Here is a 12,150-nt window from a genome sequence, read left to right as displayed (position 1 = left end):
AACTTCCTTTGTTTACAACAGAGTATGAAGTAGCCCGATATTAGCCATGGATACACAAGTACTGAGCGCACCCGTTTCATCGCCATTGATGATGAATCTTTCGCCGATGTCTCTACCCAGCGCGTTATTGATGAGATCCATTTCTCTTTCTTCGGGTTCACCTCTCACAACGGTTTCATGAGCGTTACCAATTCTTTCGGCTGCATCTTTTCCGATTCGAATAGTCATGAGAGCGCTCCATGCACAATGACGAAGGGCATCGCCTTTACCATTAGTGACCGAATCGGGGTAACGGGCCTTGGCCTCGCGTTCAGCTATATTTGCCGCTTTAAGGGCTTGGGCACATGACGGAACATCAACAAGATTGATACATGACATCATTTCGAGAATGCTCATATAGAGCTTGTAGGTTTTGCTCGGCTTTTTCTTATCAGGTGTTTCCTCGTCGGGTGTTTCACTTTGGACTCTCATACGGGGTGATTCGTTCTCAATGAGATATGGATTTTCCTTTACAGCTGCAATGATGGATCTCTGTTCAACGTCAGACAAGGCACCGAAATACTCATATATGTCCTCTGACTGTTTCATCTCAGCGATTAGATCTTGCGCCTGAAGAATTTGCTCAGCCGTGATGTCACTGGTAACTACACCAAATTCGTTTACTGCTGATGTGCTCACCACTAGTTCTTGTGCGGATGCTGCAGGTGTAGCAATGGCTGAGAAAGAGATTGATAGCGAAACAGCAAGTGCGCCGAATATTCGGCGAGTTTTTAGCGACATAAACATACTCCTTTTGTTAATCATTTTGATAAAGACTTCGAATATCTCATTAATGAGTATGTCAGAAATTTATAAGTATTCAATATGTTTTTCTGATTGATTAATTTTGTTCTTTTAGAGTTAATGCATCTTTGTTTTGTTGTCCTATTTGTGTCGCAAAAGGCTTTTAATTGCGAAAAAAATAACCCTCTACAATTCGCTTTTAGCGTGCGCTTAAGTGACTTTTCAATTGTGCTGTAATTGTCATGTAATAGGCTTTAAGCAAACTAATAAAAAATTACCCTTTAACAGCCTTGTAAAAGACTATTAAAGGGTAATTAAGTAACAATGAGCGATGTAATTGTGTAGTGACTCGTTTAGTGGCAATTACGAGGTCAGTGCGTCGCGCACCTCATTCAGAATGCTCCTGGATGCTTTTTCGGCGAGGTCTGCATTACGAACACTTAGTGCGTGTGCGAGAGCATCATGATTGTCCAAGACTTCTTCGGCAGGTCGATCGGGTTGAAGGCCAAGTGTGGTGCGCCCGACTAGTACAGCTTTTATGGGTGGTGCCATGGCAGCGAACATCTCATTATGGCAATACTGCAAAATAAGCTCATGAAATTTCACATCTGCGTCTAGGAATTCTTGTGATGCGCCACGACCAGCTTCACCGAGGTTACGCATTCGTGCAGCAAGATCACCGATGATAGCAATCTCTGCGCTCGATGCATGAAGGGCAACACTGCGTGCAGCAATTGGTTCAATGGCAATACGAAGTTCGGTGAGTGACTGCAGTTGCTGTTCACGTTGACGCTCATCTTCGAGGCGCCAGCGAATAATGGCTTTGTCAAAGACAGCCCAGTGCTCGTGCGAGAGCACTGTAATACCAATTCGTCTCGATGAGGCCACCAACCCAAGTTGCTCTAAGGCACGCATGGCTTCTCTGGCGACGGTGCGGGAGATACCGAATTTTTCACCGATGTCTTGCAGTTTGAATGTGCTACCGGCTTCCATTTCACCACTGATGATGCTGCGTCCTAGTGAATCTAAGACATGATCGAGCAGCGGTTTCGCTGGGGTGGTGTGTACGGGATCTGCTGCTGTGTGAGGTAAAGCTGCGGACATAGTATGTTCTTTCAGGCTGTGGAAAAGTGATATGAAGCTTTGGTAATTCCATTATGTATAATAGATCACCATTTTTGGTAGATATTGGGAGTGTGGCGAAAAAATTACCCCTGAATAGCCTTTAAAAGACTGTTCGGGGGTAACGATGTGGTTGTTAAATGGACAGTCTTTTAAAACAGGGTTGGTTGATCTTTTTCCGCAGTATTAACCCCATGATCGTGTGCGGACTTGTTCATGAACTGTGCTGAATGCACAACCGGCGCCGGCTGCACGTCTGGTAGAGCAGTTTTATTGAGCGCAGCAGTATTTTTAGTGACAGCTCGCGCAGCATCCAAGGCTTCGGTGACCTCGATGTAGCGGCTGATGCCGGAAACACACCAATCAGATTTACCGTCTGCACGTGCTGTGCTAAAGGCAATAGCGATGCTACCGACATTACCTTCCTCAACAGTGATGCCCATAAGTTGTGCGGCATCGTACACAGCATCGTATTTAGCACTGTGCTCGACCGCAGCATCTTGTGCAGCAGCAGATTCGGTGATGTTTTTGGTCACCACCTTGTGCCAGGTAGCAACATCGGTGTGGTGCATAGCAAGCACCAGGTGGTAAGCCATCTGAGTTTCTAGGGCGAGTGCTGGATTATTGGTATTGCCGGCGCTAGAGCCGATAGCACTGATAAGACCACTGTCTTTGATGGATGGTTCAGGTAGATCTGTGTGGTAGAGCTGCTGGAACAGTGATTCTAGATCTCGGACAACCATTTGTTTGGTGGTGGGTGTGATGAAAACGGAAGCAGCGAGTGGTGATTTCTTAATTTCTTCACGGATGTGCGCGATCTGGCGCATGGACAAAGCAACAGTGGGCGCAGTAGTACCGCGAGCTTGGAAGTTCGGTGACATGGTGATGACCTCAGGATTCTCTCAGGAAGAGTGGTGTGTGATTATCGCCGATTCGCCCGAACGCAGCTTCGCTGTCGTTGTTTTTTCTCTTCTTGCGCAGACACCCACATCAACCATCACCCGTGCAAGAAAAAAGAACCCCGTGAAGAGAATGTTCTCTTCACGGGGTAATGGGTCTTTGAGCGCTTACAGTGCTCGAAGTTGTTCCACAAAATGCTCATTGAACAGTACAAACGGTGAGCGTCGATCACGCAGCAGTGCAATTGCTTCATCGGCGGTGCAATCGTTGCGCAACATCAACACCCGTGTCATGAGTGCAGCTGAGCGGTTGATACCCATCTGGCAGTGGATAAGCACGTTCTCAGATTCAGGAATGGTTGTAGCAATATGTTCTGCAACAGGCCACAATGCCTTCAAGTCTTGAGTGGTGGTGTCCAATACATCAAGCACAGTGTTGCTGAGCAGCTGCGGTGCTGACTGGGTGTCATAGAAATCTGCGGCTGTCAGGCGCACAATATGATCAATATGTGCTGGTATAGGCAGTAAACCTGCTGCGCGGCAGCCACCAAGATGCAGGCCGGCTTGAATGTGGGTGATCATCGTATGATCAAAGCGCACGCCATCGCGCTGAAAAGGAATGCGTGCCTGGTAGAGATCAACAGTCATGATATGTTCTCGCTTTTACGGTGGTAGCGGGCTGTAGCGTATGCACTACAGCAGTTCGAGAATATATCCGAACGCAGCTTTGCTGTCGTTGTTTTTAGGGTCGTTCTTTCCAGTACTGTGCAACATGACTCTCGCGCACAACTGGCACCACTGCATCCACTGTTGTCTTGTGTTTTTCGGGCACTACGTGTTGTGTAAGTAATAAATAGGAACCCTGTACAGAGATCTCTGTACAGGGTTCCTATTTGTTTTTTGGGTTGTACCTTTGATTGTTTAAGAGCTCCCGATGCCTATTGCTGCGAGAGTCTCGGCTACCGCTTGATCATAGAAATCTTGTTCAATTGTCTCGAAAGAGCAGTTAGGGTACACCGCGATAGTAGGCCACGGGCCTTCACCGCCAAGTCCGTATTTTGCTAAGCACTGTTCTGCTTCTTGTGCTGTGGTGGGGCCGAAGCGAATAGCATCGCGCTGTTCCTCCGTAAGATCTTTATTAAAGTAACCGGCTAGACCCCCAATTAAATCGTTTGGAATACTTCCCAGAGAATCTGAGCTTTCTGACGACAGTGCCACTGAGGTCGATGCCTGTGCGAAAGGTACAGATACCAAGATAGCGGCGGATGCGACCAATGCAATGGATACTTTTCGTAACATTATTGTTGTTTCCTCTTAACTACTTGAGTCGACTAGGTCTCTAATTTGATTATATTTGGGGTAAGACGTTGCAAGGCCGCCTCGGAACGCTTGCAAAATTTCATAGGGAGAGGAATTGCTATTGTTTTGCATCGTTTGTTCGATCCAAGAGACGTGCGGTCCAACATTTGCTGCTAGGTTTTTAGTGCTGCCGTTAGAGCCACTAGCAATGCCGTACATGGTTTCACCCGACCAAACAGCTGCGCCGGAATCACCTCCGGAAATGACATAAGGGAATGATCCTGCGGGTTTAGCCGAGAATACGTCTTTGTAGTACAGGTTGCTCATAGGATAGTTCGCGACTGTGTTTGAGTTGGTGACTTCCATTGTTGCTCTAGAGGAGAATGGGTTCACAACTGCAAACCCAACGACTTCCAGCATTTTTCCAACCGCAGGGCGTGATCGAGTGAGGCTGAACTGTTCTGCGTCAATTCCAGATCCCACTTTAATGAGGGCAATATCGTAGTCACTTGACTTTGTGTAAACATGCTCAATGCCTGCATATTGTCCGTCCGACTGCTCGATGAAGCCGACGAAGCGACTGCGGCCTTCAACACAATGATGTGCTGTGGTCCAGAATTTTCCACCGATGTAGTTGGCAGTGCACGTAAGATTGGAAATACCTGGTAGGTCGGAGAAGTATAGAGCGCCAATGTGCTCATCTGTGTGTTTCACAGGATTTGTGGTGAAAAGGCCGAAACCGGGATCTTGGGCTGCATCTTCATTGTCGCTGACTACGATCGGAGAGGTTTCTACAGTCTCTTGAAAGAGTGACTCGTCAATGAGATATTGATTGAATTCTTGAATTTCTTCGTCTGTGAGCCCGAGGTTGTGCAATTCGCTTTCTGGAATCTGCGTCGTGTTTTCAATTGAGTGAGCGGGGGTCACAAGCTGAATGCCAAGAAAAGCTGCAAATGTAGTCGCAGATAGTCTCTTGATCCATGTCAGACTTCGTTTGTGTGCAACTGTCATTGAGTCTCCCATTAGATAAATGTGCAGTGATGTCTATGTGTGAAAGCTGTGCTCTGCATGTATGGATGATCTTATAGCAGTTCTTCTTAAATAGGCAAGCTTTACCTAATTTTTTCGGGGGTGGATGTGCTCGGATACTGGTATGCAAGTTGACTTGTCGCATAGTTGATTCTCAATCTAGTCAGGATTTTTGAGATATTCGTACAAGGTCGAGCGATTAATACCAAAATGCTTGGCGACAGCAGATTTTGTTTCACCTTGAGCGATCATATCTTTTGCTTCTTGTATTTGTTCCTTGTCGAGGGCTTTTGGGCGACCTGCATACTTGCCGGCCTTTTTTGCCAGGGCAATACCTTCTGCTTGGCGCTCGCGAATAATTGAGCGTTCAAATTCTGCGAAACTGCCCAAAATACCGAGCATGAGGTTTGCTCGAGGATCATCGCGGCCTGCAGCGAAAGTCAAATTCTCTTTGAGAAAAATGACCGATGCGCCTTTGTCTGTGATGCGGTCAATGATGACGCGTAAATCAACCAGCGAGCGTGCAAGTCGGTCAATGGATGCGACGACAAGAACATCATCCTCGCGAAGATAATTAATGCAGTCTTCCAAGCCAGGTCTGTGTGATTTGGCGCCACCGGAAAGCTCATCTGTGAACTCACGATCAATATGACCGGAATGGTTAACAGCTTCACGTTGTCGAGCCAGATTCTGATCGGTGCTAGAGACACGCAAATAAGAAACTCGTTGACTTCTCGGGTTAGTTGTTTGTTCCTTAAAACTACTACCAAACATTTAAGACTACCTTTAATAGTTTTGTGTTGTGTGATGAAAACTACTTTCCATTATTACAGCAGTAGGGAAGTAGAAAACACAAAACTATGTACTTGTTTAAAACAATAGTTGTCAATGTCAACATATGCATACGCGGGTTTTATTAACAAAACTAAAGTACGTTCTTTTGCGAAACGATACGGGCGTATTGTTAAGGCGTGTTGTGCCAATTCCCACTCTAAGCAAAGACCTAACAATATACACTGAGTGTAAAAGTATACCGAGTGTATTATTGCGGAGTAGGTGCATAATTATCGAATAAACTGTCGGAATAAGTCTTAGACTTAACCCGACACTGTTGGGAAATGCCAGGGGACCGCTTAGTCCGACAGTCTAAACAGTGCTGTGGGCAGTGTCGTGTCAGGGTCTACCCTAATCCGACACTTGGAGTATTGGACGCTCGGGTGACAGTGGGGTAGTGGTTGGACGGCGGTGAGTTAGCACTTGTTGGCACGTTAAAAAAATGTAGCAGTACGAATGTACTGCTGCAAGGGTAGGTGTGGTGGATGAGCCCGTACAGTAACCGTGCAACAAACATGCATAAACCGCCCAGTGCCCAGACAGGAACACGATCGCCTCAACCCGTGCACAGGAAGTGGTGATGGCTGGTGATAGCGGTGGTGCTTTTTTGGCAGAATTGAGGGCACTCCCTCAAGGGTCTGTATTTTTAAGCGACCTATGAGGTGGTTACGTAACATCACTGTGACGAAAGTATGTGAGGCTTAAGTTAAAGTGCGAGTGAGTCTAGACTGTGCAGGTCAGGGCTAGTTTTTGAGATGTTGCTATTGTGAGAATGCACGCTTTTTGCTGACTCAAAGTCAGGCGAATACCCGTGAAACAGGGCGTTTTTAGCTGGCACGCGATCGGGTGTGTCGGCCACATTAAATCACTGAGCAAGGACCGCAGCAAGTTGGTTGTAAAATTCAGCTTCTGCTTCATGAATGGCGCTTGCTGCGTCGGTGCGAGCCTGCTGCACTAATGTAGATATTTCCGAAACGGCTGTGGAGATGTCGCTGGAAATAGGTACGACCAGGGTTGGAGCCATAGGCGCAGTATCGGTGCCCTCATGCAGGGTAAAACCAGGTGCTTCTGTATGTGTTGGCGTGACATCAACTGCAGCATTGCTATCAAAGGTGGTAACTAAAGTGAGATCTACAGCAAGCTGTTCGAGATCATGGGCATGAAGGCTGTAGGGTGCAGCAGCCTTGATTGTTGTTGACATAGGCGAGAATAGCGTCGCGAATAGCTGCCTTACGGCTCTCATAGGTGGATGTGGTGGACATTGCGGCTTCTTTCTTCACAGTTGTGTGTGGATCAGGGCACGATCAATAGCACGCTCATCCCAGCTCATCTCAATGTCACGAACAAAAGTCTCTGGTTCAAGATCATTGGGATCAAAGCCGGCATCGTACTGTGCTTCACCATGTGTGCGGGTGAATTTCTCAGCAAGATTGTCGAGGTGGGTGTCGCTGATGCTGTAACCGCCTAACCCATTTGCATTTGTATTGGCAAGGTAATCAGTAATGCCTTCGCGCATAGCAGAGCGACGGTCATCGAAGGTGGAAATAGGTGGGTGATTAGGCATAGCTAGTGCTACTTTCTTTTTTATGATTCCCAGTGGCTTACCCAGCGGCGTGCATCACCTTGTTCAGTGCCATCGGGATTGTTGGTAACAGCCACACCGCCTGGCACCTTATCGAAATAGTGCATTTCACCGGTGGTTTGACTTTCAATGGAGACAGGTTCGCTGTGCTCAATGAGGTAGCCATCTACGGTGTCGCTCTGGTCATAATCGACGTAGACAAAGCCTTCTTCCCATTCACCTGCTGGTGGTTGCCCGTTGAGGTTAAGCAGCCGGGGAAGTGAGCGATCAAGGACAAGATCGCGGACAGCGACAGAGAAAATGGTATTGCGGATATTGGAGGGGTCAGCATTCGGTGTGCTACGAGGCACAAGACCTGCATCAGCACGCAGGTCAGTGAAACTTAAGACCCACACACGCTCTGAGCTGTTGACGCGACGAATAAGGACGAGCTCTGGTTCTTTGCGCTGGTCAAGCGGGTGCTTGTACTGTGCCCAAGAACCAACGCTGTCGCGCAGAGCTTGTTCATCAAGCTCTGCCATAGGGATAAGGTGGTCGTTGAACATGGCGGTGGAGTTAGTTGTAGAAGTCATGAGTAAAAGGTCTTTCTTTATAAGTGTTGTTTTCTCAGGCTGAGGTAGTTGACACACAGCCATTCGCACAACACCCCGACATGGGCTCCCGCCCATGTTCGCTTGGGAGAGCATCAGTATCCCAAGCGAAAAAGACCTACAACTTCTTTACGGCTGTCGAGCTGGCACCCAGTGCACGTGTTGTTGACCGACAAGATCAAGATTGTGCACGTCAAAGGTGTCAGGGTCTATCAACAGTGCGAAGCTGCCTTCGACAAGCACTGACCCAAAGTGACTGCGCCAGCCTTGGGTAAAGACCTCATCAACGGTATAAAACCATGTTGATGCGGATGCTGAGACTGTGCCGCACACCACCATATCTGTGCCCTCTGCAGGATGGATGCTCGTGATGATGATCTGTAAACTAGCTATCTCAAGCTCGACATGACCGAGAAGTGCTTGTTTGTCGCTGTCACAGGGTGGATTAGTTGTTGCATATTCATGTAGCTTGTCGTGCACGCTATCGGCGATGATGTGGCTGATGGTGGTGTCTTGTCGATCCAGGCATTGCTCAATCTGTTTGATCGAACGATTAAGCATGGTGTCGAGAATATAGAATGCGTACATGCGACTAACTGTATCTGTGCACATGTGGTGTGTGTTATTTACTGCTCATTATGAGGTGCCTGCTCAAGGGCTGCTGCACTAGCTTTGCCTTGTGCCTCACCTTGAGCCTGGCCGAGTGCACGGCCCTGAATCAGTTCAGCAAGATCAATGCCGATGGTCTGCTTCACGGTGGTAAATGATGATGTCGAGTACATCAGCTGGTGGAGGTGTGGTTCGAGCCATAATGAGGTACTTCTTTTCTGGTGTGGTGGTTATCCTTCTTTAGGCACAGGGCGACCTAAAATGGTCATCTCTGCAGCAACGCGATCATCGAGGTCGATACTTAAGAGATAAGCACTAAGTTCGACCAAGGCGCGATCGTATTCTGGATTGTCATCAGCACTATCAGACATGAGGTATCGCGCGTTAGTGATGATGTCTTGGGTACGGATAACGACTGGGGTAGTACCTCGCGCTAGTGCGTGGTTTTCTGCAGCAGAGGCAGCTGCCAGTGCTGCGGCGTCTTTGTCAGCGTCGTGGCGGCTTAAGAGATCCCAGATGGGTTCATCTTCGAAATTCTCTTGATAGTACGCAAGGGCGTCAGCTGGATCGTCAGCATAAATACCTGCGAGACCTGGCTGAGAATCAGGAATCACTGTCCACACATCACCAAAAGCCCACTGGCGGTAGATGTCAATAAGACTGTCAGCAGGGATAAGTTCGTCGCAAGTGGCGGCAGTAGTAACACAGACCACATCGAGCCAATCGCCTTGGGAATAACCCGTGATGGTTTTCGCAGAGATGTCGAATATAAGTTCGGGGTGGTGCTCGGCAACATACGCCTTGGTGCGGATGAGTGATGCATCCGAGTCACCGTCGGACCAGACTTCGAACGGGTTGTCATCATTATCGTGCTGGCCGCAGATGAACTTGGCAAAGATGTCGAGAATCTCATTGCCTTCTGGCTTATCGGCGACGGTATCTCCGCGTCGTGGTCGGTTGTGAACCCAGAGAGCTGCATCTTTCGTATCGTGATGGGTCATCGGGTTCTCTGCATCAGTGTCCTGACGAATGGTGTAGCCATAGCCGTTGTCTGGGTGCTCAAAGCGGTCAGAGTGCATAGTGGTATGTGCTGGGATATGAATATGGAAGACAGACTGCGGGTGAGCTGCGTTGTTCTTAGACATGGTGAATCTTCTTTCTGTGTCAGATGTCGTGGAGTTGATCGGGCGCAAACGTCATGACGTAGGGGCGCCTGGTTGAGTCATAAATACCATCAACAATGAACGCGATATGGCGGTCGTGCTCAGAGGTGTCCTCTAGCGGAGGATGAAAATCAGTGGTAGTTACACAGCGTGCTTAGACAGTGTGGTCTGCAAGCTGTTGCAAATAAATCTCAGCTAATGCGAGAGAATTAAACGGTGCATCATCAACGCTGCCATCGTTGTGTTCGCTCACAGTGGAGGAGTGGAGATTAATCCAGCTCTGGATATTGGCAATGTCGAGTTCTTCCATCGCCTCAAGATCGGCCTCTGGTCGGGCCTTAACGAGGGCGCGCATCATGTCGGACTTCATGTCATAGGCCAAGGTGTCGATGACATATTCATTGAGGCGCTCTAGTTCAAGCTCGCTGTAGTGCGCATCGTTAAAAACAGCGTTGTTGCTCAGGGTGTCGAGCACATCGAGTATTTCTTGAGCTAGTTCTGGATTATCTTCGAGCAGGTTAATAGGGGTGTAGATCTCAGAGACAAAGGCACGATCCTTGCGTTGTACGCTGTACGGAAACAGGGTGTTAAGGTGCTCTTTAACCGTGATGAGATTGGAATCGGCATGGGTGTTCTGCGTCATGGCATCAGCGGAGATGATGATAAAAGCTGGGTTGGCGTAGTAGCCGGTGCCGGTAACAGCGTTGGCCGGCCAGGTGTCAGTGAACTTGTAGCGGTAGTTCTTGCGGAGTTCATCAAAAGCAGACATGAGGGCGTCCCTTCTGTAGTTATGAGGAAAAGTAGGAAAAAAGCACGTCACCCTCTCGGCGTGATGCAAGAGGGTGACGTGCTGGTGTGGGTAAAACGAAGCGAAAAAGTGAAGTAGTTTTAAAAGACCAGTTCAACAGGTGTTGCCGTGCCGGTGTGGACCTCTGATTCAGCAGTGACGCTGGATCGGATATAGAGGTGATGTCCGGTACGGGCGTCTGGTGTGTGTACTGCAACAACAGCACCTAAGGTGGTGTGTTCAACGATGGCAAGTTGTGCTGGCAGTGTGCTGTTGGGATTAACAGCGAGTGTGTCAGCAGGGACAGCGAGTGCATAAGCAGGGTTGTTGCTCAGGCACAAGATGAAGTAGGTGGGTGAATATAGCTGTTAGTCTGAGATAATCTGGGTCAGTGGTCGATGTATATCGAGGTGGTTGGTGAAGGTGAGACCCTTGTAAAAGCCCTGCATATAACCCTCACCAGGAGTGAGCGTGGGCGTCATGTACTGCTTTACTAGAGCAACAACTTCTGCTGCATCATAAGGGTCATCAGAATCATCGAGAGGCACAGCAATAGCAGAGCCAAATTCACGTGATGGCTTGATGGGGTAGTGAACGTAGTACTCCCACGGCACATGAGTGGAGCGACCAACAATGAGGAAGTTTTCACCATCGTAGACATAGAGGTAGGACACGATAGGAGTCACACCGGCGAGACGCGGCATGTAGAACACACGGTAATCAGTGGTGCTGAGCAGCAGTTCTGCGATTTTATGTGCATCAACAGTGAGATCGGTGGCGGAGCTAAGCGTTTCTGGTTCGACGTGAAAAGTCGTAGGTGTAGGGAATTCGGACATGGGTGGAAAAACCTTTCTTTAAGGTGGGTTGTTGTGGTGCACGGGGCTTGAGTGTCAGGTAAACAAGCCCCGTGCGATTGTCACGGGTTTACCCGAACGCGGCTTCGCTGCGTTGATGCGGTGCTAAGTTAGCACCCAGCTGCGCCCGAGGCGCAACACCCAGGCATCGCTACAGGATTGACTTCAACGACAACAGGGAGGTTTTCATCAGCATCCCAGGCAACATCGAGACACAGATTATGCGCTCTTTTCTTCGGCGTAGAGATCGCTATGAAGGTCATGGCGTAGACCAGCAGCAGTTGTCTGAGCAGGGTTGTCAAGAATCTGCAGCGGCTCTGGCACAGTTGGTTGGTCAGTGGTGTGTTGGGTAGCAGGCTGTGGCGCGTGGGGATAGTTCTTGATGTAGATGACAGCAAGAGTGAGCAGGCTAGCAGTGATGACGACAAAGACCAGCCCTTGAGCAGATTCGACAACATCAAGGACAGCGTTGAGTGCATTGAGCATGGTAAAAGGTTCTTTCTGTGTTGTTGAGTGAGCTGTATGCAGGCAAGTGCGGGCACAGCGAGGGTTCACACATGCTCCCGAACGCAGCTTTGCTGTCGTTGTGTTTCTTAAGA

General features: G+C 48.6%; 17 protein-coding genes. All 17 read right to left on the bottom strand.

Annotation, left to right across the window (positions count from 1 at the left end; translation table 11 throughout):
• Positions 1-12 precede the first annotated feature (12 nt).
• The 17 genes from CGL_RS08610 to CGL_RS08535 all read right to left on the bottom strand — a co-directional run bounded on the left by CGL_RS08610 (position 13) and on the right by CGL_RS08535 (position 12,037).
• Entirely contained in the window at positions 13-780 is a 768-nt protein-coding gene (locus tag CGL_RS08610; RefSeq protein ID WP_011014568.1) for a DUF6973 domain-containing protein, read from the bottom strand.
• A gap of 366 nt (positions 781-1,146) precedes the next feature.
• The gene (locus CGL_RS08605; RefSeq protein ID WP_011014567.1) at positions 1,147-1,887 is read right to left on the bottom strand and encodes a FadR/GntR family transcriptional regulator; all 741 of its coding nucleotides are present in this window, start codon (positions 1,885-1,887) and stop codon (positions 1,147-1,149) included.
• Between the two features lie 170 nt (positions 1,888-2,057).
• Positions 2,058-2,786 carry a hypothetical protein gene (locus tag CGL_RS08600; RefSeq protein WP_011014566.1) on the bottom strand — a complete coding sequence of 243 codons (729 nt, stop codon included), beginning with the start codon at positions 2,784-2,786 and terminating at the stop codon, positions 2,058-2,060.
• Between the two features lie 186 nt (positions 2,787-2,972).
• Positions 2,973-3,452 carry a dual specificity protein phosphatase family protein gene (locus tag CGL_RS08595; RefSeq protein ID WP_011014565.1) on the bottom strand — a complete coding sequence of 160 codons (480 nt, stop codon included), beginning with the start codon at positions 3,450-3,452 and terminating at the stop codon, positions 2,973-2,975.
• A gap of 273 nt (positions 3,453-3,725) precedes the next feature.
• Positions 3,726-4,103 (bottom strand): hypothetical protein, encoded by a 378-nt coding sequence (locus CGL_RS08590; protein ID WP_011014564.1) that lies wholly within the window; start codon positions 4,101-4,103, stop codon positions 3,726-3,728.
• A gap of 15 nt (positions 4,104-4,118) precedes the next feature.
• The gene (locus CGL_RS08585; protein ID WP_011265796.1) at positions 4,119-5,114 is read right to left on the bottom strand and encodes a trypsin-like serine protease; all 996 of its coding nucleotides are present in this window, start codon (positions 5,112-5,114) and stop codon (positions 4,119-4,121) included.
• A 177-nt stretch (positions 5,115-5,291) separates the two neighbouring features.
• Positions 5,292-5,906 carry a recombinase family protein gene (locus tag CGL_RS08580; RefSeq protein WP_011014562.1) on the bottom strand — a complete coding sequence of 205 codons (615 nt, stop codon included), beginning with the start codon at positions 5,904-5,906 and terminating at the stop codon, positions 5,292-5,294.
• Positions 5,907-6,831: 925 nt separating this feature from the next.
• The gene (locus CGL_RS08575) at positions 6,832-7,167 is read right to left on the bottom strand and encodes a hypothetical protein (protein ID WP_011014561.1); all 336 of its coding nucleotides are present in this window, start codon (positions 7,165-7,167) and stop codon (positions 6,832-6,834) included.
• Positions 7,168-7,242: 75 nt separating this feature from the next.
• A complete protein-coding gene (locus CGL_RS08570) occupies positions 7,243-7,530 on the bottom strand; it encodes a hypothetical protein (protein WP_011014560.1) in 288 nt (95 codons plus the stop codon).
• Positions 7,531-7,550: 20 nt separating this feature from the next.
• A complete protein-coding gene (locus CGL_RS08565; protein WP_011014559.1) occupies positions 7,551-8,120 on the bottom strand; it encodes a hypothetical protein in 570 nt (189 codons plus the stop codon).
• Between the two features lie 147 nt (positions 8,121-8,267).
• Positions 8,268-8,726 carry a hypothetical protein gene (locus CGL_RS08560; RefSeq protein WP_011014558.1) on the bottom strand — a complete coding sequence of 153 codons (459 nt, stop codon included), beginning with the start codon at positions 8,724-8,726 and terminating at the stop codon, positions 8,268-8,270.
• 38 nt (positions 8,727-8,764) lie between these two features.
• Positions 8,765-8,893 carry a hypothetical protein gene (locus CGL_RS15825; protein WP_257151957.1) on the bottom strand — a complete coding sequence of 43 codons (129 nt, stop codon included), beginning with the start codon at positions 8,891-8,893 and terminating at the stop codon, positions 8,765-8,767.
• An 84-nt stretch (positions 8,894-8,977) separates the two neighbouring features.
• Positions 8,978-9,892: a hypothetical protein gene (locus CGL_RS08555; RefSeq protein ID WP_011014557.1), complete on the bottom strand. Its 915-nt coding sequence runs from the start codon at positions 9,890-9,892 to the stop codon at positions 8,978-8,980.
• Between the two features lie 172 nt (positions 9,893-10,064).
• Positions 10,065-10,679 (bottom strand): hypothetical protein, encoded by a 615-nt coding sequence (locus CGL_RS08550; RefSeq protein ID WP_011014556.1) that lies wholly within the window; start codon positions 10,677-10,679, stop codon positions 10,065-10,067.
• A 119-nt stretch (positions 10,680-10,798) separates the two neighbouring features.
• Positions 10,799-11,038 carry a hypothetical protein gene (locus CGL_RS08545; protein ID WP_011014555.1) on the bottom strand — a complete coding sequence of 80 codons (240 nt, stop codon included), beginning with the start codon at positions 11,036-11,038 and terminating at the stop codon, positions 10,799-10,801.
• Between the two features lie 27 nt (positions 11,039-11,065).
• On the bottom strand, positions 11,066-11,533 hold the full coding sequence (locus CGL_RS08540) for a hypothetical protein (RefSeq protein WP_011014554.1): 468 nt from the start codon (positions 11,531-11,533) through the stop codon (positions 11,066-11,068).
• A gap of 237 nt (positions 11,534-11,770) precedes the next feature.
• Positions 11,771-12,037: a hypothetical protein gene (locus tag CGL_RS08535; RefSeq protein WP_011014553.1), complete on the bottom strand. Its 267-nt coding sequence runs from the start codon at positions 12,035-12,037 to the stop codon at positions 11,771-11,773.
• Positions 12,038-12,150: the final 113 nt, after the last annotated feature.

The organism is Corynebacterium glutamicum ATCC 13032 (assembly GCF_000011325.1).
Lineage (GTDB): Bacteria > Actinomycetota > Actinomycetes > Mycobacteriales > Mycobacteriaceae > Corynebacterium > Corynebacterium glutamicum.
Note: the sequence above shows the minus strand (reverse complement) of the source record. Positions and strands in the feature narration are given on the sequence as shown.

Coding starts and splice junctions, on each gene's coding strand:
- CGL_RS08595 (WP_011014565.1), bottom strand. CDS start 3,452: ATGACTGTTGATCTCTACCAGGCACGCATTCCTTTTCAGCGCGATGGC.
- CGL_RS08540 (WP_011014554.1), bottom strand. CDS start 11,533: ATGTCCGAATTCCCTACACCTACGACTTTTCACGTCGAACCAGAAACG.
- CGL_RS08550 (WP_011014556.1), bottom strand. CDS start 10,679: ATGTCTGCTTTTGATGAACTCCGCAAGAACTACCGCTACAAGTTCACT.
- CGL_RS08580 (WP_011014562.1), bottom strand. CDS start 5,906: ATGTTTGGTAGTAGTTTTAAGGAACAAACAACTAACCCGAGAAGTCAA.
- CGL_RS08610 (WP_011014568.1), bottom strand. CDS start 780: ATGTCGCTAAAAACTCGCCGAATATTCGGCGCACTTGCTGTTTCGCTA.
- CGL_RS08555 (WP_011014557.1), bottom strand. CDS start 9,892: ATGTCTAAGAACAACGCAGCTCACCCGCAGTCTGTCTTCCATATTCAT.
- CGL_RS08600 (WP_011014566.1), bottom strand. CDS start 2,786: ATGTCACCGAACTTCCAAGCTCGCGGTACTACTGCGCCCACTGTTGCT.
- CGL_RS08590 (WP_011014564.1), bottom strand. CDS start 4,103: ATGTTACGAAAAGTATCCATTGCATTGGTCGCATCCGCCGCTATCTTG.
- CGL_RS08605 (WP_011014567.1), bottom strand. CDS start 1,887: ATGTCCGCAGCTTTACCTCACACAGCAGCAGATCCCGTACACACCACC.
- CGL_RS08565 (WP_011014559.1), bottom strand. CDS start 8,120: ATGACTTCTACAACTAACTCCACCGCCATGTTCAACGACCACCTTATC.
- CGL_RS08570 (WP_011014560.1), bottom strand. CDS start 7,530: ATGCCTAATCACCCACCTATTTCCACCTTCGATGACCGTCGCTCTGCT.
- CGL_RS08535 (WP_011014553.1), bottom strand. CDS start 12,037: ATGCTCAATGCACTCAACGCTGTCCTTGATGTTGTCGAATCTGCTCAA.
- CGL_RS08575 (WP_011014561.1), bottom strand. CDS start 7,167: ATGTCAACAACAATCAAGGCTGCTGCACCCTACAGCCTTCATGCCCAT.
- CGL_RS08560 (WP_011014558.1), bottom strand. CDS start 8,726: ATGTACGCATTCTATATTCTCGACACCATGCTTAATCGTTCGATCAAA.
- CGL_RS08585 (WP_011265796.1), bottom strand. CDS start 5,114: ATGACAGTTGCACACAAACGAAGTCTGACATGGATCAAGAGACTATCT.